The sequence below is a fragment of the Kytococcus schroeteri genome (genome assembly GCF_002847825.1).
Taxonomy (GTDB): domain Bacteria; phylum Actinomycetota; class Actinomycetes; order Actinomycetales; family Dermatophilaceae; genus Kytococcus; species Kytococcus schroeteri.
Map to the genome: position 1 here is coordinate 37,221 of NZ_PKIZ01000016.1, position 20,127 is coordinate 57,347.

Sequence of the window (20,127 nt, forward strand, 5' to 3'; positions counted from 1 at the left end):
GCTCAGGCCTCCTGCTGCGGGTCGGTGGTGGCGGGGGCGTCGGTGCGCGTGCCGGCGGCGTCGACACCGGCGGACACGCTGTGCGCGGCGCCGGGCACCGCATCGGGCACGGCGGGGACCAGACGGCGCACCGGCTCGCGGCCCTCGGCGGCGTCGGCGGTCTCGATGAGGGCCTCCACGGCGGCGGCCACGCGGTACATGCGCGCGTCCTCACCGGCGGGGGCGATGACCTGCAGGCCGGCGGGGAGCCCGTCCTCGGCGGCCAGGCCCATGGGCAGTCCCATGGCGCAGTTGCCGGCCAGGTTCACCGGGATGGTGGCGATGTCGTTGAGGTACATCGCCAACGGGTCGTCGACCTTGGCTCCGATGGGGAAGGCGGTGGTCGGCGCCGTCGGGGAGAGCAGCACGTCGCACTGCTCGAAGGCGGCGTCGAAGTCGCGCTGGATGAGGGTGCGCACGCGCTGGGCCTTGCCGTAGTAGGCGTCGTAGTAACCCGAGGAGAGGGCGTGGGTGCCCAGGATGATGCGGCGCTTCACCTCCTCGCCGAAGCCGGCGTCGCGGGAGGCGGCCATGACCTGCTCGGCGCTCGGGGCGTCCACGCCCTCGGGGCCGGTGCGCAGGCCGTAGCGCATGGCGTCGTAGCGAGCCAGGTTGGAGGAGGCCTCGCTGGGGAGGATGAGGTAGTAGGCGGCCATGCCGAGCGCGAACGACGGGCAGGACACCTCCACGACCTCGGCGCCGGCCTCGCGCAGCTGGGCCACCCGCTGCTCGAACAGGTCCTTGATGCCGGCCTGATAGCCGTCCACCTCGGTGAGCTCCTTGACCACACCGACGCGCAGGCCCTTGAGCGCCTCGGCGCCCTGGCCGGCGGCGCCCGCGGTGGCGGCCTCGAGGGCGGCCGGGGCGGGGGCGTCGATGCTCGTGGAGTCCTGCGGGTCGTGGCCGCCGATCACCTCGTGGAGGGCGGCGGAGTCGGCCACGGTGCGCGAGCACGGGCCGATCTGGTCCAGCGACGAGGCCAGGGCGATGACGCCGTGGCGCGAGACGCTGCCGTAGGTGGGCTTGGAGCCGACCGAGCCGGTGACGGCCGCGGGCTGGCGGATGGAGCCACCGGTGTCCGAGCCGATGGCCAGCGGGGCCAGGTAGCCCGCCACGGCCGCCGAGGAGCCACCGCCGGAGCCGCCGGGGATGCGGGTGACGTCCCACGGGTTGCGGGTGGGGCCGAAGGCCGAGTGCTCGGTGGAGGAGCCCATGGCGAACTCGTCCATGTTGGTCTTGCCCAGGATGGGCATACGGGCGTCCTTGAGGCGGCGCACGATCGTGGCGTCGTAGGGCGGCACGAAGTGCTCCAGCATGCGCGAGCCGGCCGTGGTGGCCAGGCCCTGCGTGCACGCGATGTCCTTGACGGCGATCGGCACGCCGGCCAGCGGGTGCAGCTCCTCGCCGGCGGCGCGGGCGGCGTCGACCTCGCGGGCCGTGGCCAGGGCGCCCTCGGCGTCGACCTGCAGGAAGGCGTGGAGCACGCCGTCGACCTGCTCGATGCGGTCCAGGTGGGCCTGGACGAGCTGCTCGGAGGTGAACTCCCCGGCGCGCAGGCCCTCGGCCATCTCCAGAGCGGTCTTCGTCACCAGCGGGTCGAGCGCGTCGACGGCGGTGGTGTCGCGGGGGGTGGGGGTGGTCGTCATCGGCTCGCTCACTCCTCGTCCAGGATGCGGGGCACGCCGAAGCGGCCCTCCTCGGCCAGCGGGGCGTTCGCAAGCGCCTGCTCCTGCGTCAGCCCGGGGCGCACCTCGTCGGCGCGCATCACGTTGGTCAGGGGGATGGGGTGGGACAGGGCGGGCACGTCGTCAGAGACGCCGTCGTTGATCTGCGCGACCCACTCGACGATCTGGTCGAGCTGGCCCGCGAGGCGGTCGAGCTCACCGTCCTCGAGGTGGATGCGCGCGAGGCTCGCGACGTGCGCGACGTCATCACGGGAGAGAGCGGACATGCGGCGCAGTCTACGAAAGGTGCCGGGGACTCCCCCGCGCGGGCGCGGCCGAGGACGGGGCCCGCGGACGAGCCGCAGGCGGGGTCGGGTCAGAGCCTCCGACGCAGGGCCCGCGCGAGCACCTGCGCGTGGTTGTTCTCGGTGTCGCGGGCACCGAACAGCAGGGTCACGACCTCGTGCCGGCGGGCCTCGCGGGCGAGCTCGGCCAGCGCGTCGGCAGCAGGCTCCTCCTGCAGCTCGGCGGTGTAGCGCTCGGCGAACTCCTCGAAGCGCGCGGCGCGCTCGTCCCCCTCGACGGCGTGGAACCACTTCCTGAGCCCGGTGGACGGAGCGACCTCCTTCGGCCACAGGTCGTGCGGGAGGGTCTCCTTGCGGGTGCCCCGCGGCCAGAGCCGGTCCACGAGCACGACGAGGCCCTCGGTGCCGCCCGGGTCCTCGACGTGGTCACGGACCCGGCGGGTGCGGACGTTCGTCACGCGCCGGCGCCCTCGGGGGCGGCTCCCCCGGCGCGTGCCGCTCCCCCGTCGGCGGCGCCCTCACCGGCGAGGCGGTCGCGGACGAAGGACGGGGCCGGGTTGGTGACCGGCTCGAGGTCGACCACCACGGTGGGCACCACCTCGTTGCCGCCGTTCACCGACCGGACGAAGGCCGAGGCCTCGTCGTCCTCCCAGACGTTCACCCACCAGGCGCGCTCGGCGAGGTCGCCGAGGCCGCGGCGCAGGCGGGCACAGAAGCCGCAGCCCGGGCGCCAGTAGACGACCACCTCGCGCTCGTCGGCGGGCAGGGCGGTCACCTCGGCGTGTGTCGTGGCGCGGCCCTCCGGGGCGCCGGTCGCTCCGAACAGGCCCACCTCAGGCCTCCTTCCGGTCGTGCTGGGCGCCCTGGGCGTCTGGTGCGGCGTCGCCGTGGCCCGCGGGCGCCTCCTCGGCATCGTCCTCGGGCGTCACGCCCTCGACCCGGCCAGTGGCCAGCAGCTCGGCGAACTGGTCCTCGTCCAGCATCGGCACGCCGAGCTCCTCGGCCTTGGCGGCCTTGGACCCCGCGTTGGCCCCGACGACGACGTAGTCGGTCTTCCGCGAGACCGACCCAGCGGCCTTGCCACCGCGCGTGAGGATGGCCTCCTTGGACTCGTCGCGGCTCCAGCCCTCGAGCGAGCCGGTGACCACGACGGTGAGGCCCTCCAGAGTGCGCGCCACGGACTCGTCGCGCTCGTCGGCCATGCGCACGCCGGCCGCGGCCCAGCGGTCCACGATGTCGCGGTGCCAGCCGTTGTCCTCGCCGGAGAACCACTCGGTGACCGCCTCGGCGATGGTGGGTCCCACGCCCTCGACCGCGGCGAGCTCCTCGGTGGACGCCGCACGGATGGCCTCCAGCGAGGCGAAGTGCGCCGCGAGCGCCCGGGCGGCCGTGGGTCCCACGTGGCGGATGGACAGGGCCACCAGCACGCGCCACAGCGGCTGTGCCTTGACCTGGTGCAGGTTGTCGAGCAGGCGCACGCCCACCGCGGAGAGCACGCGGCCGTCGCGGACCCCGCCGGGCGGCAGCACCCCCTCGGGGTCGCCCTCCTCGGCGGCGGCCGCCTCGGCCTTCTTCGCCGCCCGTGTGTACAGCTCGGTGCGCAGCAGGTCGTCGGCCGTGAGGTCGAAGACGCCGGACTCGTCGGTGAGGACCCCCGCATCGAGCAGAGCGCCGGCACCCTCCCAGCCGAGCGACTCGATGTCGAACGCCCCGCGCCCGGCCAGGCCGAACAGCCGTTCGCGCAGCTGGCTGGGGCAGGAGCGGGAGTTGGGGCACCGGATGTCCTTGTCGCCCTCCTTGGCCGGGGCCAGCGCGGTACCGCAGGAGGGGCAGTGGGTGGGCATGACGAACTCGCGCTCGGAACCGTCGCGCTTCTCGGCCACCGGACCGAGGATCTCCGGGATCACGTCGCCGGCCTTGCGCAGCACCACCGTGTCGCCGATGAGCACGCCCTTGCGCTTCACCTCGTGGGCGTTGTGCAGCGTGGCCATGGCCACCGTGGAGCCGGCGACCGTGACCGGCTCCATGACACCGAAGGGCGTGACGCGTCCGGTGCGGCCCACGTTCACCTGGATGTCCAGCAACGTGGTGGTGACCTCCTGCGGCGGGTACTTCCACGCGATGGCCCAGCGCGGCGCACGGGAGGTGGCTCCGAGCTGGCGCTGGACGGCCACCTCGTCGATCTTCACCACCACGCCGTCCAGCTCGTGCTCGGCGCTCTCCCGGTGCGTGCCCCAGTGCTCGATGTAGGCGCTCACCTCCTCGAGGGAGTCCACCACCCGGGCGTGGGAGGTGACGGGCAGCCCCCAGCCGGCGAGCACCTCGTAGGCCTGCGACTGGCGGGTGATGTCGAAGCCCTTCCGCGCCCCGATGCCGTGCACGATCATCCGCAGCGGGCGGCTGGCCGTCACGCGGGGGTCCTTCTGGCGCAGCGAGCCGGCGGCAGCGTTGCGTGGGTTGGCGAAGGCCGCCCTGCCGGCCTCCACCTGGCGGGCGTTGAGCTCGGCGAACTCCTCGATGGGCAGGAAGACCTCGCCGCGGACCTCCACCAGGGGCGGCACGTCGACGGTGGCGGTGCGGGCGTCGTCGGCGTCGTCCGGGCGCGTGAGCTGGTGCGGCACGCCCTCGATGGTGCGCACGTTGAGGGTGATGTCCTCACCGGTACGGCCGTCGCCGCGGGTGGCGGCGCGCACCAGGCGGCCGTCCTCGTAGGTGAGGTTCACCGCCAGGCCGTCGATCTTCAGCTCGCACAGGTAGTGCAGGTCGGTGGTGCCGGCGTCGGCGCGGGAGCGCTCGTACCAGGCGGCCAGCTCCTCGGACGAGAAGGCGTTGTCCAGGCTGAGCATGCGCTCGGCGTGGTCGACGGCGGCAAATCCCGTCTCGAAGACCGGGGCGCCGACCTCCTGGGTGGGGCTCTCCGGGGTGCGGAGCGAGGGGTGGGCCTCCTCGAGCTCCTCGAGCTCACGGAACAGGGCGTCGAAGTCCGCGTCCGGGATGGTCGGCTTGTCGAGGTAGTACGCGAAGCGGTGCTGGCGGACCTGCTCGGCGAGCTCCTCCCAGCGGTGGCGCACCGTCTCGTCCGGCTGGTCCGGGGAGTCGGTGGCGTGCGGGTCGGCCGGGGCGTCGGTCGTGCTCGAGGTGTCGCTCACGGCATCGATTCTGCCGCAGGACACCGACGACCTCCCCGTCGTGGTGGACGAGGAGGTCGTCGGGGCTCGGTGCCGGGGCGTCAGCGGGCGGCCACCCGCACCAGCTTGTGGTTGGCGAACTCCTCGACGCCGAAGGACGCGAGCTCGCGCCCGAAGCCGGAGTTCTTCACCCCTCCGAAGGGCAGCGCCGGCATGGTCGTGCCGTGCTCGTTCACGTAGGCCATGCCCACCTCGAGGCGGTCGGCCACCTCTGCGCCCCGCTCGGGGTCCCCGGTCCACACCGAGCCGGACAGACCGTAGGACGAGTCGTTCGCCTGCGCGACGGCCTCGTCGAGGTCGTCGTAGGGGAACACCATCGCGACCGGGCCGAAGAGCTCCTCGGACCAGGCACGCATCTGCGGGGTGATCCCCGACAGCACGGTCGGCTGGACGAACGCCCCGGGGCCCTCGATGCCGGCGCCCCCCGTGTGGACGGTGGCGCCCTTCTCCACGGCGTCGCGCACCTGCTCCAGCAGGTCCTCCTTGGCCTGGGCCGAGGACATGGGTCCGATGTGGGTGCCCTCCGTGCGTGGGTCGCCCACCACCTGCTTCTCGACCCCCGCCACGAGGGTCTCGACGCACCGGTCGAAGGATGCACGCGGCACGAACATGCGCTTGGGCGAGTTGCAGGCCTGGCCGCAGTTGGACATGCGGGCCTTCGCCATGGTGCGGGCCACCGACTCCACGTCGGCGTCGTCCAGGACGATCATCGGGTCCGAGCCACCGAGTTCCAGCACCGCCTTCTTGAGGTGCTTTCCGGCCTGCTCGGCGACGGCGGCACCGGCCCGCTCGCTGCCGGTGAGGGAGACACCACGGACCCGCGGGTCGGCGATCACCTCAGCAGCCTGCTCGTTGCTCATCCGCAGGTTGGCGTACACCCCCTCGGGTGCCCCGGCCTCGGTGAAGAGGTCCTCCATGAGCTGGGCGGACCCGGCACAGATCTGGGCGTGCTTCAGCAGGATCGTGTTGCCCAGCAGGATGTTCGGGGCGGCGAAACGCGCCACCTGGTAGTACGGGTAGTTCCACGGCATGATCCCCAGCAGCGCACCGAGGGGCTCGGTGCGCAGGACCGACCGCTGCGCCCCCTCGGCCTGCTCCAGCTCGCGATCGGCCAGCAGGCGCTCGGCGTTCTCGGCGTACCAGGCGTAGATGGAGGCAGCGAGCTCCACCTCGCCTGCAGCCTGCTTCAGGGGCTTGCCCATCTCCAGGGCGATGGCGTCGGCCAACTCGGTCGACCGCTCGCGGTACGCCGTGGCCACGCGGCCCAGGAGGACGGCCCGCTCAGCGACCGGCGTCGCGGCCCAGGTGGAGGCGGCGGCGTGCGCCCGGTCGATGGCGACCTGCACCTCCTCGTTGGTGTGCTCCTGGAAGGTGCGCACCACCTCGCCGGTGGCGGGGTTCTCAGTGCGGTAGGCGTGAGTCACGATGTACTCCTATCCCGGGCCGTGGGGCCCGTCGCGGAATCCGCCGGTGGGCGGTCTGGCTGCGTCAACGTCCACGGGCGGGGGGTCGTGTTCCCCGCGCGTCGGCGCGGGCCACCACGAGGACGCCGGGGTCAGGGAGCGGGTTGGGGCTCGCGGGTGCGATCGGTGGCCGCGATGGTCCCCGAGCCCACCACCCGCGTGCCGTCGTAGAGCACCACCGACTGCCCCGGCGCCACCCCGCGGACCTCCTCGTCAAGCACCACCGTGAGGAAGGACCCGGTCCCGACAGTCAGGGTGGCCGGGTACTCGGCCCCGTGCGCCCGGACCTGCGCGCCCAGGCGCAGCACCTCCCCCGGCTCCGGCGCCGCCCCGCACCAGCGCACGTGGTCGGCGCGGAGCACGTCCACCCCGAGCATCTCCCGGGGGCCGACCACCACCTGGTTGCTGGCCGGGTCGGTGCGCAGGACGTAGCGGGGCGCCCCGTCGGCGGCCGGGACGCGGAGCGCCAGGCCCTTGCGCTGCCCGACCGTGAACCCGTGCGCCCCGGCGTGCCGCCCCAGGACGGTGCCCTCCACGTCGACGACGTCGCCCGGCCGCTCCCCCAGCCGACGGTTCAGGTAGGCCCGGGTGTCGCCGTCGGCGATGAAGCAGATGTCGTGGCTGTCGGGCTTGCGCGCCACGGAGAACCCACGCTCGGCGGCCTCGGCACGCACCTGCTCCTTGGTGCTGTCGCCGAGCGGGAAGAACGAGCGGGAGAGCTGCTCGGCATCGAGCACCCCCAGGACGTAGCTCTGGTCCTTGGCCGGGTCGACCGCCCGGTGGAGCTCGCGGACCGTCCGAGCCTCCTCGATCGGGCGCACCCCGTCCCGGCCCTCCGCGGGCTGCACAGGGGCCTGCCCCGGTGCCCGCTCGACGATGCGCGCGTAGTGCCCCGTGGCCACGGCGTCGAAGCCGAGGGCCACCGCGCGGTCGAGCAGGGCCGCGAACTTGATGGACTCGTTGCACCGCAGACAGGGGTTGGGCGTCCGGCCCGCCTCGTACTCGGCGACGAAGTCCTCGATGACGTCGCGCCGGAAGCGTTCGGCCATGTCCCAGACGTAGAACGGGATGCCGAGCCGGTCGGCCACGCGCCGCGCGTCGCCCGCGTCCTCCAGGGTGCAGCAGCCACGGGCGCTCTCCCGCAGCGTCTGCGCCGACTGGTTGAGCGCCAGGTGGACCCCGACCACGTCATGGCCCGCCTCGAGCATGCGGGCTGCGGCCACCGCCGAGTCGACCCCACCGCTCATGGCCGCGACCACCCGCAGCCGCCGACCGGATGCCGGTAGGGCGGTGGGCTGGGCGGGAGTGGAGATCTGCGGGCTCGTCATGGGGCTGCCCAGTCTACGGAGGGTCGTCCCACTCCCAGGTGCCGTCGACCAGTCGGGCCGAGAGCCCGTCCCGGTGCACCACGTCGTGGTGGCGACCGCAGAGCAGGGCCATGTTCGACACCCCGGTCGCCCCTCCGTCGGCCCAGTGGACGACGTGATGGGCCTCGCACCACCCCGGCGGCCGCGTGCAGCCCGGGAAGGTGCACCCGCCGTCGCGCTTCGTCATGTGGGCCCGCTGAGGGCCCGTCGCCAGGCGGCGGACTCGCCCCACCTCCAGGGGCGCCCCGTTGGTGCCGAGCACCATCGGGATGACGGCGGCGTCGCACGCAGCCCGCCGCAGCTGCGTGGCGGTGAGCACGTCCCCGTGCGTGGTGGTGCCGAAGGTCGCCTCTCCCCCGTCGTGCAGGTCACCGATCCCCCGACCCCAGCCCTGACGGCGCGACCCTGCCTGGGCGAGCGCCTGCCGCAGCCCGTCGGCGGTCATCGTCACCACCAGGGTGGTGGATCCCGACAGCCCGCACCCGTTGGCGGACTGGGTCCGATCGGCCGCTTGGGCGCGGCGCACGAGCTCCATGAGTACATCGGCGCGCCGGTGCCCGGGCGTGCGCGTGTCCCGGACCGGTGTCCCGTCGGGCCCCTTGGCGGAGCGCGGGGCGGACAGCCCGTGGACGGCCGCACGCAAACGGGCGGCGTCGGGCTGGTTGAGGTCGAGCTGGAAGCGCACGAGCCCGGTGGGCAGCTCCCGCTCGGTGAGACTGCTGCACCGCCGGGCGCGCTCGTCGAGGTCGTCGAGGCGGTCCTCGCCGTAGCGGGCCATGATCTCGCGCGTCAGCCGGCGCAGCGTGCGGCGCGAGGCGTCCTTGGACGAGGCGACGGTCAGGTAGTGCCCCAGCACCTCCGACCGGTCGGCACCCGGCAGCAGCGGCATCACCTTCTCGGACTCCTTGAGCGCCACCGCCGCGTGGTCGACGGCCACACCTCCGCCCCACACCGCCTCGGTCAGCGACTCGGTCCCCGGTTCGAGTGAGGCCTCGGCCACACGGGCCAGGGTGTGCGCCCGCCCGGGCTCGGTCACCCCGCCCTGGCGGCGCATCCAGTCGGTGGTGGACGCCGCCCGCGAGTCCCGGACGACCCCGCGGCCGACCGCCTCGGCCGCCACGCCCGCCATGGCGGCCTGCGCGGCACGGGTCAGGTCCTCGAGCGCCTCGAGCACGGTGCCCAACTCGTCGGAGCCGAGCTGCCACATCCGGTGCCGCCAGGCGACGAGCTGCGGGGCGAGCACGCGGACGTCCTCGAGCAGGTCGAGGCTGCGCGGCCCCCCGTGCGTCCGCCGGACGGCCTCCCGCTCGGGCGCAGCCGGGGCCTGTGCCCTGCCGTGGTCGAGGTCCATGCGCCACCCCCTCGGTGCTCCCTGCGATGCCTCGTGTCGTTCCCCGTCGACGCACCCACCCTACTACAGGTGTTCGATTCCATGCAACACCTGTAGTACATCTGTGGATGGGCACCCACCGGTCTCCGCTCGGTCCCGCCGTGTCCCTCGGCCCCGGCACGCGGCCGCTGCCGCGCCCCCTCAGACCTGCCCGGCCACCCGGGCCCGCTCCACCACCCCCGGCAGCGCGGCCGCGGCGCGGTCCACCTCCTCGACCGTCGTCGACCACCCCCAGGAAAAGCGGATGCCGGAGGCGGCCTCGTCGGCGCCGCGCCCCATCGCGGCCAGGGTCGCGCTCGGCTGGCTCGTGCCCGCCGCGCAGGCCGACCCGCCCGAGGCGGCCACCCCCGCGTCGTCGAGGAGGAAGAGCAGGTCCTGGCTGCGACAGCCCGCGAAGGTCACGTGCGAGACGTGCGGCAGCCGCGGCGACCCCGCTCCCGTCACCCGGGCCGCGGCCACCGCCGCCAGCTGCGCCTCGAACCGCTCCTGCAACCCCCGCAGCCGGGCCTGCTCGGCCGCGCCGTCGGCCAGCGCCGCGCGCAGCGCCGCGGCCAGCCCCACCACCAGTGCCACCGGCACCGTACCCGACCGGATGCGCCGCTCCTGCCCACCGCCGTGGTTGACCGGCCGCAGCCCCACGCCCCGCCGCGCCACGAGCAGCCCCACACCCTGCGGACCACCCACCTTGTGCGCCGCCATCGAGAGCAGGTGCACGCCACTGGCCGCCACGTCCACCGGGGCGTGCCCCACCACCTGCACCGCGTCGACGTGCAGCACGCCCCCATGCGCCCGCACCACCTCGGCCAGGGCCGGCACGTCCTGCAGCACCCCGGTCTCGCTGTTGCCCCACACGATGCTGACGAGCGCCGGCCGGGTGCCCGCGTCCGGCCCCGCGCCGCCCCCGCTCCCCCACGCGTCGAGCACGCCGGCCAGCGCCGCGGGCGGCACCAGGCCCCCGGCGTCCACCTCCGCCCAGCCGAGCTCGGCCCCCTCGGCCTGCACGAGACGACCCACGGCCTCGGTGACCGCCGCGTGTTCCGTGCGCGTGGTCACCACCCCGGCACCCCGGGGCAGCGCCCGGTAGCCCCCGATGACCGCGAGGTTGTCGGCCTCCGTGCCCCCGGCGGTGAAGAGCAGCTCGGCCGGCTCGGCACCCAGCAGCTCGGCGACCTCCTCGCGGGCCTCCTCCACGAGGGCCCGCACGCGCCGCCCGAAGGCGTGCGTGGCCGAGGGGTTGCCCGGCAAGCCGGCCACGCGGGCCATCGCCTCGGTGACCTCCGGGCGCTGCGGCGAGCTCGCCGCGTGGTCCAGGTAAATGGCCTCGACGGGGTGCTGCACGGTGGTCCTCCTCGACGGGGTGACGCGCCCCGCGGTGGGTCCGGGACGACGGCGGGCGGGCAGTCCGCGCTCGAGTTGCCCGCAGACCGCACAGTGCCATGCTGGGGACATGGCCACCTACGAGACCTCCCCTGCCCCCGGAGACCCCGCCGACGCCCAGGACCCGCACCCCACCTCCGCGGACACCTCGGGTTCCCTCACCGAGACCGGCGCGCCCGCCCCCTCGGACCGCCAGTCCCTCCGCGCCGGCCAGGACGGGCCGATCCTGCTGCACGACGCCCACTTCGTGAACCAGATGGCCCACTTCGACCGCGAGCGCGTGCCCGAGCGCGTGGTGCACGCCAAGGGCTCCGGCGCGTTCGGCACCTTCGAGGTGACCCGGGACGTGAGCCGCTGGACCAAGGCCGCCCTCTTCCAGCCCGGCACGCGGACCGACATGCTGGCCCGGTTCTCGACCGTGGCCGGTGAGATGGGCTCCCCGGACACCTGGCGCGACCCCCGTGGTTTCGCGCTGAAGTTCTACACCACCCAGGGCAACTACGACCTGGTGGGCAACAACACCCCGATCTTCTTCATCCGCGACGCGATGAAGTTCCCCCACTTCATCCGCTCGCAGAAGCGCATGGGTGGCAACGGCCTGCGCGACAACAACATGCAGTGGGACTTCTGGACGATGAACCCGGAGTCCGCCCACCAGGTCACCTACCTCATGGGCGACCGCGGCATCCCGCGCAGCTACCGCCACATGAACGGCTACGGCTCCCACACCTACATGTGGGTCAACGAGGCCGGCGAGAAGTTCTGGGTGAAGTACCACTTCCACTCCCAGCAGGGCGTGGAGGGCCTCACCGGCGAGGAGGCCACGCAGATCGCCGGCGAGGACGCCGACTTCCACCGCCGCGACCTGTTCGAGGCCATCGAGGCCGGCGACTTCCCGAAGTGGACCCTCTCGGTGCAGGTGATCCCCTTCGAGGAGGGCTTCTCGTACCGGACCAACATCTTCGACGTCACCAAGACGGTCTCCCACGAGGACTACCCGCTCCACGAGGTCGGCGTCATGACGCTGGACCGCAATCCGGAGAACTTCTTCGCGCAGATCGAGCAGGCTGCCTTCGAGCCGTCGGCCACCGTGCCCGGCATCGGCCTGTCCCCGGACACGATGCTGCTGGGGCGCGTCTTCTCCTACGCCGACACCCACCGCCACCGCATCGGCCCGAACTACCACCAGTTGCCCGTGAACCGGCACCGCGTGGAGGGACACACCTACTCCTACGACGGCCCGATGGCGTACGACCACTCCGGGGACGCGGCCATGTACGCCGCCAACTCGATGGGCACGCCCTACTCGGACGGCACGGGCGCGGCCGAGGACTCCTACCCCGTCTCCGGCGAGCTGGTGCGCCGTGCCGAGACCGTGCGCAGCGAGGAGGACGACAACTTCACCCAGCCCGGGATCCTGGTGCGCGAGGTGATGGACGACGCACAGCGCGACCGCTTCGTGGAGACCGTCGCCGGCCACCTGCTGGGCGGCGTGAAGGGCGACGTGCTGGAGCGCGCGTTCGACTACTGGAAGGCCGTGGACGCCGAGACCGGCGCCCGCATCGAGGCCGCGGTGAAGGCCGGGCAGGCCGAGCGCAACCCGGGCGGCCAGCCGCAGGACGCCAAGGCCGATGCCGCCGAGGGCACGACCGACGCCGACGGGGCCCGCCGGGGCTGACCCGGCACACCGCACCCTGCGACGAGGGCGCCCACCGGCTGGTCGGCCGGTGGGCGCCCTCGTGCCGTCCGCGCCTCAGCCCCGCCGGGCCCGCAGCACGTCCTCCACCTGCGCCAGGGTCACGCCGCGGTCCTGCAGCAGCACGAGCAGGTGGTACAGCAGGTCGGCGGACTCCTGCGCCAGCTCCTGCGACCCCTGGGCCACGCCGGCCAGGGCCACCTCGACGCCCTCCTCGCCCACCTTCTGCGCGATGCGGCGCGTGCCCCCCTCGAACAGGGAGGTGGTGTACGAGCCCTCGGGCAGGTCCACGTGCCGCGCCGCCACCGTGCGGGCCAGCCGTCCCACCTCCGAGGCGGGAGGCTCGTCGCCGAAGCAGGAGGTGGCCCCGGTGTGGCAGGTGGGCCCGGTGGGGCGGGCCAGCACGAGCACGCTGTCGGCGTCGCAGTCCGTCCGCAGGTCCACCAGCTCCAGGGTGTTGCCGGAGGTGGCGCCCTTGACCCACGGCTCGGCACGGGAGCGCGACCAGAAGGTCACCCGGCCCGTGGTCTGCGTGGCCTCGACCGCGTCACGGTCCATCCAGCCGAGCATGAGCACCGCCAGGGTGTCGGCGTCCTGCACCACCGCGGGCACCAGGGCGCGCCCGCCGGTCTGCTCCGCCGAGAACTCCAGCACCTGCACGTCCACCGTCATCGCCGCACCTCCACGCCGGCCGCTGCCAGCCCGTCCTTGACCTGTCCGATCGTCAGCGTGCCCGAGTGGAACACACTGGCCGCCAGCACGGCGTCCACGTCGGCCCGCTGCACGGCCTCGACGAAGTGCTCCACCGCACCGGCTCCCCCGGAGGCCACGAACGGCACCGGGCACAGCTGGCGCACGGCGGCGAGCTGCTCCACGTCGTAGCCGGAACGCACCCCGTCCGAGCCCATGCAGTTGAGCACGACCTCACCGGCGCCGCGCTCGGTCACCTCCTGCACCCACTCGAGGGTGGAGCGCCCCGCGCTGCGCAGCGTGGAGGGGTCCCCGGTGTGGGAGCGGACACGCCAGGCGCCGTCCTCGTCGCGCAACGAGTCGACACCGACCACCACGCACTGCACCCCGAAGGCGTCCGCCAGCTCGTCCACGAGGCCGGGACGCTCCAGGGCGGGGGTGTTCACCGACACCTTGTCGGCGCCGGCGTGGAGCACCTCGCGGGCGTCGTCCACCGAGCGGATGCCACCGGCCACGCTGAAGGGCACGTCGAGGATGCGGGCCACGCGGGTGACCCACGAGCGGTCCACCGAACGGCCGGCCGGGCTGGCGGAGATGTCGTAGAAGACGATCTCGTCGGCGCCGGCGTCGCGGTACCGGCGGGCCAGCTCCTCGATGCCGCCGACGTCCCGGTGGTCGGCGAAACGCACGCCCTTGACCACCCGGCCGTCACGCACGTCGAGGCAGGGCACCACGCGGCGCGCCAGGCGCGTCGGGGCCGGCGCCGGGGACGCGTCCGCGGCGCCGGCCCCGACCGCGGCGGTCGCCACCGCAGGTGCCGGCGCCGGCTGCCCCGCGACCAGCGCGTCGGCGAGGTCGAGCGCACCCTCCAGCAGGGACCGCCCGAGCACCACGCCGGCGCACCCCCGCCCGCGGACGGCGGCGACGTCGGCCACCGAGCGCACTCCCCCGCTGGCCTGCACGGCCACGTCGGGCGCCAGGGCGGTGAGGTGGTCGTAGAGCGTCAGCCCGGGCCCGGTCATCGTCCCGTCGCGGCTGATGTCGGTGGCCAGCACGTGGCGCAGACCCTCGCTGCGGTACCGGGCCAGCAGGTCAGCCAGGTCCACCCCGGAGTCCCGGGTCCAGCCGCGGGTGGGCAGCTCCCAGCGCACTCCGCCCGCGCCGGGGGTCCCTGGAGCCTCCGACACGTCGTCCACGGGCCGGGCGTCCAGGGCGAGCGTGAGCCGCTCCGGCCCCCACCGCCTCAGCCACCGGGCCACCTCCTCGGGCGCGGTCACCGCCATCGAGCCGACGACGGCACGCGAGGCCCCGGAGGCGAGCACCATCTCCACGTCGGCCTCGCCGCGCACGCCCCCGCCGGTCTGCACCGACAGGCCGGTCTCCTCCACGATGCGGCGCACCAGCGGCGCCAGCGACCACCCGCCGGCGCGCGCACCGTCGAGGTCCACCAGGTGCAGCCAGCGCGCCCCGGCTGCGGCGTACGCGCGGGCCTGCTCCACCGGGTCGACCGCGTAGGAGGTCTGCCGCGCGTAGTCGCCCTGGTGCAGGCGCACCACCGCGCCGCCGCGGACGTCCAGGGCCGGGTAGCAGGTGAAGTCGTTCATCGGGGGTCCTCCTCGTCGATGCCGCAGAAGGCGGCCAGCAGCCACGACCCGAGGTCGCCGGACCGCTCGGGGTGGAACTGCATGCCGGTGACGGTGCCGCGCTGCACCACGGCCGCGAACTCGCGTCCGTGGCGGGTGAGCGCCACCGTGTCGGGGCCCACCGGGGCGGCCCACGAGTGCACGAAGTAGGCGCGCGGGTCCGCGGCCCCGCGGAGCACCCGGCGCACCGGGTCGTCGCCCGCGGCGGCCGGACCGGGCTCCAGCAGGTTCCAGCCCATGTGGGGCACCCGCACCGCACCCGGGCCCGGCTCGAGACGCTCCACGGTCCCGGGCAGCAGGCCCAGGCACTCCACCGGCGCGTCGCCCGCGCCCACGGCACGCCCGCCGGCCCCCTCGGTGGAGGCCTCGTGCAGCAACTGCATGCCCAAGCAGACGCCCAGCACCGGCTGCTCCAGCGAGCGCAGCACCTCCACCAGGCCCAGCTCCCGCAGCCGCGCCATCGCGGCCGCGGCGGCACCCACGCCCGGCAGCACCACGCGGTCGGCGCGGCGGATGCGCTCGGCGTCGCCCGTCATCGGCGCGTCGACGCCGAGCCGCTCCAGCGCGCACTGCACCGAGGTGATGTTGGCCCCGCCAGCGTCCACGAGCACCACGTCCGGCACGGTGCCCCGGCGGCTCACAGCGTCCCCTTGGTGGAGGGCAGACCCGTGCCGGTGCGCGCGATGGCCTGCCGCAGGGCCCGGGCCACGGCCTTGAAGCCCACCTCCACGCGGTGATGGTCGTTGCCCGCCTGCACCGAGAGGTTGAGGGTGAGACCGGCGCCGTCGCACAGCGAACGCCAGAAGTGCTCCACCATCTCGGTGGGGAGGTCGCCCACCATCTCCCGGGTGAAGGTGCAGTCGAAGACGAGGTAGGGGCGCCCGGAGAGGTCGACCGCGGCCGTGGCGAGCGACTCGTCCATGGGCAGGGTGAACCCGTACCGGCCGATGCCGGTCTTGGTGCCCAGCGCCTCGCGCAGCGCCTGCCCGATGGCGATGCCGGTGTCCTCCACGGTGTGGTGCTCGTCGATCTCCAGGTCGCCCCGGCAGTCCACCTGCAGGGCGAACCCGCCGTGCTTGCCGAGCTGGTCGAGCATGTGGTCGAAGAAGCCCAGACCGGTGCTCACCCGTGCGGGCGCCGGGTCGTCGAGGTCCACCGCCACCCGGATGCGGGTCTCGCTGGTGGCGCGCTCCACGGTGGCGCGGCGGGGGCGGTCGACGAGCTCGTGGGCGACGGCGGCCCAGGTCCACGTGCCGCCGAGCTCCTCCTCGGTGGCCAGCTGGTAGGCCGGCACGCCCAGGGCCCGCGCGAACTCCACGTCGGTCTCCCGGTCGCCCACCACGGCCGAGCGATCCCAGTCCACGGTCCGGTCCTTGAGCAGGTGGGTCACCAGCCCGGTGCCGGGCTTGCGGGTCGGGGCGTGGTCCTCGGGCAGGGAGCGGTCCACGAGCACCTCGGAGAAGTGCACCCCCTGGCTGGTGAGCACCTGCATCACCAGGCCGTGGGCGGCGTCGAAGTCCTCCTGCGGGAAGGCGTCGGTGCCCAGGCCGTCCTGGTTGCTCACCATGACCAGGCGGTAGCCGGCCTCCTGGAGGCGCAGCAGTGCGGGCACCACGCCGTCCACGAAGCGCACCTTGGCCAGGGAGTCCACCTGGTGGTCCTCGGGCTCGGCGATGATCGTGCCGTCACGGTCGACGAGCAGCAGCGGCGTGCTCACGGGGTCTCCTCGGGGGTGGTGCGGGTGGGGCGGCCGGTGGGGGGTCGGTGCGCGGGCGGGTGGGCTCCCAGTGCTCGGAGCACCCGGTCGTCCTGCTCGGGGGTGCCCAGCGTGACGCGCACGCCGTCGGCGAGGCCGGGGTGCGTGGCCAGCGCCCGGGCCACCACCCCCTGCTCCTCGAGGGCGTCGAGCACGGACCCGGGGTCGGTGCAGCGCAGGGTGACGAAGTTGGCCTCGGCCACCAGCACCGCCTCGATGCCGGAGCCCGGCCGGCCGGCCAGGTCGCGCAGCGCCGTGGTCACCCGGTCCCGCTCGGCGAGGGTGCGCCGCACGCGGTCGGCCGTGTCCTCCAGGGCCGCGGGCTCGGTGGCGGCCAGGGCGAGCTGCACCGCGGGCACGGCCAACGGGTAGGGCGCCTGCACGCGGCCCAGCAGCGCCACGAGCTCGGCACGCGCCAGCACGGCCCCGATGCGGGCACCGGCCAGGCCGTGTGCCTTGCTCAGGGTGCGCAGCACCACCACGTTCTCGTGGGTGGCCAGCAACGTGGCCGCCGAGGGGGCGTCGGTGAAGTCGGCATAGGCCTCGTCGACCACGAGCAGAGCGGGGGCCTCGTCGCGGCGCAGGCCCTCGGCGAGGCGCACCAGGTCCTCGACCGGCACGCCCTGCCCGGTCGGGTTGCCCGGTGAGGGCAGCAGCACCAGGTCGGCCTGCTGCTGCCGGGCGGTGCGCAGCACGGCGTCCACGTCCACCCGCCAGCGCTCACCGCCCCCGGGCCCCTCGGCGGGCTCCACCAGCTGCGGCACCGCGTGCACCGCGGCGCCGTGGAGGCGGGCGGTCACGGCGTACATGCCGAAGGTGGGCGGGGCCACCACCACGCCCCCGCGGGCGGCTCCCGCCGCTGGGCCGGAGGCGTCGCCGCGGGTCGCCCCGCCGGGTGCGCAGCAGGCACGGACCAGCAGGTCGATGCCCTCGTCGCTGCCCCGGGTCACGAGCAGCTCATCGGTGGCCACCCCCCACAGCCCGGCCAGGCGCCCCCGGAGCGCGGCCGGCTGCGGGTCGGGATAGCGGCGCACGCTCGCGCCGGCATCGGCCCGGTTGGGCGTGGCGGCCTCGTTGGCGTTGAGCCACGCGAGGTCCACCGGCGCCCCCTGTTCAACCGGCACCCCCTGCTCACCCGATGCGGCGGCAGCCGGCGCCACGGCACCCGCCGGTGCGCTGGTGCGGGCGCTGGAGTAGCCGGTGAAGTCCGCGAGGTCGTCCCGCACGTAGCCCAGCGGGAAGGGTCGGCGGCTCATGCGCGCGCCTCCCCGCCCTCGGGCTCGCCGACGCGCCGGGTCACGGCCCGGGCGTGCGCCTCGAGCCCCTCGGCCCGCGCCAGCGCAACCGCCGTCCCGCCCGTGGCGCTCAACGCCCGCGAGCTGGCCTCCTGCACCGTGATGGACAGCTGGAAGCTCGACAGGTTGACCCCACCGGTCCACCGCGCCGCCCCCGAGGTGGGCAGCACGTGGTTGGTGCCCGAGCAGTAGTCGCCCAGGGACTCCGGCGTGTGGTCGCCGAGGAACACCGAGCCCGCCGCGGTCACCCCCTCGAGCAGGTCCCGCGGCTCGCGCACGGCCAGGATGAGGTGCTCCGGGGCGTAGGCGTTGGAGACCTCCACCGCCTGCTCCAGGTCACGCACCAGCACCAGCCGGGAGGCTCCCAGCGCCTCGGTCACGATGCCGGCGCGCGGCAGCTCGGCGGCCTGCCGGGAGAGCTCCGCGGCCACCTGCTCCAGCAGGTCGCGGTCGTCGGCCACGCACACCACCTGGGAGTCCGGGCCGTGCTCGGCCTGGCTCAGCAGATCCGCGGCCACCCACACGGGGTTCGCCCCGGCATCGGCCACCACGAGCTGCTCGCTGGGGCCGGCCGGCAGGTCGATGCCGGGACCACCCTGCATGCCGGCCACCTGGCGCTTGGCCTCGGTGACGAAGGTGTTGCCCGGCCCGAAGACCTTGTCGCACGGGCCCACGGGGCCGGCACCGAAGGCCATGGCCCCCACGGCCTGGGCACCGCCCACCACGGCGATGCGGCGGACGCCCACCTCCACGCACGCGGCCACCACCAGCGGGTCGGCGCCCCCGTCGCGCGTCGGCGGGGTGCACACCACCACCTCCGGGCAGCCGGCGAGCACGGCGGGCACCCCCAGCATCAGGGCGGTGGAGGGCAGCGGCGCCGAGCCGGCGGGCACGTAGAGGCCCACGCTGCGCACCGGGCGCACCACCCGCTCGCAGCGCACGGCGTCCTCGCCCTCCTGCACCACGTACGGCCGGGCACCCCCGGGGGCGTGGAAGGCACGGATCGCCTCGGCCGCCTCCGCGATGGCGCGGCGCACCTGCGGGTCCACCTGCGCCAGGGCGTCCTCCACCTCGGCGTCGGTGAGCAGCAGGTCGTCGCGGCGCACGCCGTCGAAGCGCTCGGTGAAGGCGGCCACGGCCTCGGCGCCCCCGCGGCGCACCTCGTCGAGCACCTCGGCCACGGTGCGGCTGACCTCCTCCCCCACCTCTTGGGCGGGGCGGCGCAGCGCGGCGGCGCGCTCGGCGGCGTCCAGCGTGTTCCAGTCCAGGACGCGCATCAGACGAGCATCCCCTCGACCGGCAGCACCACGACGCCGCGTGCCCCGGCGGCCTTGACCGCTTCGAGCAGCCCCCAGGTCACCTCGCCGTGGCAGAGCACCTGAACGGCGAACAGCCCCGCGGGGGCGGTCGGGTCAGCGGGGTCGACCCTGGGCACCACGGTGGGCTCCTCGGCATCGGGCAGCAGGGCCAGCACCTCGGCGAGGCGGTCGGCGGGCACCCGCGCGCAGACCACCTTGCTGTCGGCCACCCGGCGGGCGCCGTCCAGGCGCCGCAGCAGCAGCTCGAGCAGCTCGGCCCGCGGCCCCTCCAGGCGGCGGGCCGGGCCGGCCAGCACGGCCTCGCTCTCCAGCACCACGGCCACGGGGCGCAGCGCGTTGGCGCGCAGGGTGGCGCCGGAGCTCACGAGGTCGCACACGGCATCGGCCTGGCCCAGGCTGGGCGCGATCTCCACCGACCCGCTGAGCGTCACCACCTCGGCGTCCACGCCCTGGGCGGCCAGCCAGTCCCGGGTGAGGGCCGGGTAGCTCGTGGCCACGCGCAGTCCCTGCAACTGCTGCGGGCCCTGCCAGTCCCACTCCTGGGGCACGGCGATCTGCAGGGTGCAGGGACCGAAGCCGAGCTGGCGCACCTCGTGCAGGTCGGTGCCCACACCGGTGGCCTGCTCCTCGGCCAGCACGTTGCGTCCCACGATGCCGAAGTCGGCCACGCCGTCGGTGAGCAGGCCGGGGATGTCGTCGTCGCGGACCAGCAGCAGATCCACCGGCAGGCCCTCGCCGAAGCAGAACAGGCGGTCACGGCTCTCGCGCCAGGTCAGGCCGCAGGCGCTCAGCAGGTCTCGGGCCGGGTCGCCGAGGCGACCGGACTTCTGGATGGCGACGCGCAGGCGGTCGCGCGGGGTCTCCACGGGGGTCATGGTGCTCCTCACCCACCAGCGGTGGGATCGAGGACGCCGGGGCGTCCGAGGGAGGTGCGC

Annotated in this window: 17 protein-coding genes; 1 reads left to right on the forward strand and 16 read right to left on the reverse strand. The window is 74.7% G+C overall.

All coding sequences use genetic code 11. The features are described 5' to 3' along the window. Nucleotides 1-2: 2 nt before the first annotated feature. The 9 genes from gatA to CYJ76_RS08795 all read right to left on the reverse strand — a co-directional run bounded on the left by gatA (nt 3) and on the right by CYJ76_RS08795 (nt 10,754). Nucleotides 3-1,685, reverse strand: coding sequence for an Asp-tRNA(Asn)/Glu-tRNA(Gln) amidotransferase subunit GatA (gatA, locus tag CYJ76_RS08755; RefSeq protein ID WP_101849867.1), 1,683 nt, complete (start codon nt 1,683-1,685; stop codon nt 3-5). Between the two features lie 8 nt (nt 1,686-1,693). Continuing rightward, nucleotides 1,694-1,990, reverse strand: a complete 297-nt coding sequence (gene gatC, locus CYJ76_RS08760) for an Asp-tRNA(Asn)/Glu-tRNA(Gln) amidotransferase subunit GatC (protein ID WP_101849868.1) — start codon at nt 1,988-1,990, stop codon at nt 1,694-1,696. Between the two features lie 89 nt (nt 1,991-2,079). Continuing rightward, complete coding sequence (locus CYJ76_RS08765) at nt 2,080-2,466, reverse strand: DUF488 domain-containing protein (RefSeq protein WP_070704971.1); 387 nt, start codon at nt 2,464-2,466, stop codon at nt 2,080-2,082. Next, on the reverse strand, nt 2,463-2,840 hold the full coding sequence (locus CYJ76_RS08770) for a glutaredoxin domain-containing protein (protein WP_070704968.1): 378 nt from the start codon (nt 2,838-2,840) through the stop codon (nt 2,463-2,465). The genes CYJ76_RS08765 and CYJ76_RS08770 overlap by 4 nt, the downstream gene beginning before the upstream one ends. 1 nt (nt 2,841) lies before the next feature. Continuing rightward, nucleotides 2,842-5,157 (reverse strand): NAD-dependent DNA ligase LigA, encoded by a 2,316-nt coding sequence (gene ligA, locus CYJ76_RS08775; RefSeq protein WP_202820474.1) that lies wholly within the window; start codon nt 5,155-5,157, stop codon nt 2,842-2,844. Between the two features lie 80 nt (nt 5,158-5,237). Next, nucleotides 5,238-6,620 (reverse strand): NAD-dependent succinate-semialdehyde dehydrogenase, encoded by a 1,383-nt coding sequence (locus tag CYJ76_RS08780; protein ID WP_414467285.1) that lies wholly within the window; start codon nt 6,618-6,620, stop codon nt 5,238-5,240. A gap of 131 nt (nt 6,621-6,751) precedes the next feature. Further along, entirely contained in the window at nt 6,752-7,924 is a 1,173-nt protein-coding gene (mnmA, locus tag CYJ76_RS08785; protein WP_070704980.1) for a tRNA 2-thiouridine(34) synthase MnmA, read from the reverse strand. A gap of 76 nt (nt 7,925-8,000) precedes the next feature. Further along, on the reverse strand, nt 8,001-9,377 hold the full coding sequence (locus CYJ76_RS08790) for an HNH endonuclease signature motif containing protein (RefSeq protein ID WP_238138206.1): 1,377 nt from the start codon (nt 9,375-9,377) through the stop codon (nt 8,001-8,003). Nucleotides 9,378-9,557: 180 nt separating this feature from the next. Then, nucleotides 9,558-10,754 carry a cysteine desulfurase family protein gene (locus CYJ76_RS08795; protein ID WP_141494524.1) on the reverse strand — a complete coding sequence of 399 codons (1,197 nt, stop codon included), beginning with the start codon at nt 10,752-10,754 and terminating at the stop codon, nt 9,558-9,560. A gap of 109 nt (nt 10,755-10,863) precedes the next feature. Between CYJ76_RS08795 and CYJ76_RS08800 the strand changes: the two genes are divergently transcribed. After that, on the forward strand, nt 10,864-12,471 hold the full coding sequence (locus CYJ76_RS08800; RefSeq protein WP_101849873.1) for a catalase: 1,608 nt from the start codon (nt 10,864-10,866) through the stop codon (nt 12,469-12,471). A gap of 75 nt (nt 12,472-12,546) precedes the next feature. On the opposite strand, the gene hisIE is transcribed toward CYJ76_RS08800, so the two are convergent. The 7 genes from hisIE to hisG are packed head-to-tail and all read right to left on the reverse strand — an operon-like array spanning nt 12,547 to nt 20,067. Further along, on the reverse strand, nt 12,547-13,161 hold the full coding sequence (gene hisIE / locus CYJ76_RS08805; protein WP_070703894.1) for a bifunctional phosphoribosyl-AMP cyclohydrolase/phosphoribosyl-ATP diphosphatase HisIE: 615 nt from the start codon (nt 13,159-13,161) through the stop codon (nt 12,547-12,549). Further along, a complete protein-coding gene (gene hisF / locus CYJ76_RS13290; RefSeq protein WP_462345204.1) occupies nt 13,158-14,783 on the reverse strand; it encodes an imidazole glycerol phosphate synthase subunit HisF in 1,626 nt (541 codons plus the stop codon). Before hisF ends, hisIE begins: the two co-directional genes overlap by 4 nt. Further along, complete coding sequence (hisH, locus tag CYJ76_RS08815; protein WP_238138207.1) at nt 14,780-15,463, reverse strand: imidazole glycerol phosphate synthase subunit HisH; 684 nt, start codon at nt 15,461-15,463, stop codon at nt 14,780-14,782. Before hisH ends, hisF begins: the two co-directional genes overlap by 4 nt. Then, on the reverse strand, nt 15,460-16,539 hold the full coding sequence (gene hisB / locus CYJ76_RS08820) for a bifunctional histidinol-phosphatase/imidazoleglycerol-phosphate dehydratase HisB (protein WP_101849874.1): 1,080 nt from the start codon (nt 16,537-16,539) through the stop codon (nt 15,460-15,462). Before hisB ends, hisH begins: the two co-directional genes overlap by 4 nt. Beyond that, nucleotides 16,536-17,834, reverse strand: a complete 1,299-nt coding sequence (locus tag CYJ76_RS08825; RefSeq protein WP_101849875.1) for an aminotransferase class I/II-fold pyridoxal phosphate-dependent enzyme — start codon at nt 17,832-17,834, stop codon at nt 16,536-16,538. Before CYJ76_RS08825 ends, hisB begins: the two co-directional genes overlap by 4 nt. Beyond that, nucleotides 17,831-19,150 (reverse strand): histidinol dehydrogenase, encoded by a 1,320-nt coding sequence (hisD, locus tag CYJ76_RS08830; RefSeq protein ID WP_101849876.1) that lies wholly within the window; start codon nt 19,148-19,150, stop codon nt 17,831-17,833. The genes CYJ76_RS08825 and hisD overlap by 4 nt, the downstream gene beginning before the upstream one ends. Continuing rightward, on the reverse strand, nt 19,150-20,067 hold the full coding sequence (hisG, locus tag CYJ76_RS08835; RefSeq protein ID WP_101849877.1) for an ATP phosphoribosyltransferase: 918 nt from the start codon (nt 20,065-20,067) through the stop codon (nt 19,150-19,152). The genes hisD and hisG overlap by 1 nt, the downstream gene beginning before the upstream one ends. Between the last annotated feature and the right edge of the window lie 60 nt (nt 20,068-20,127).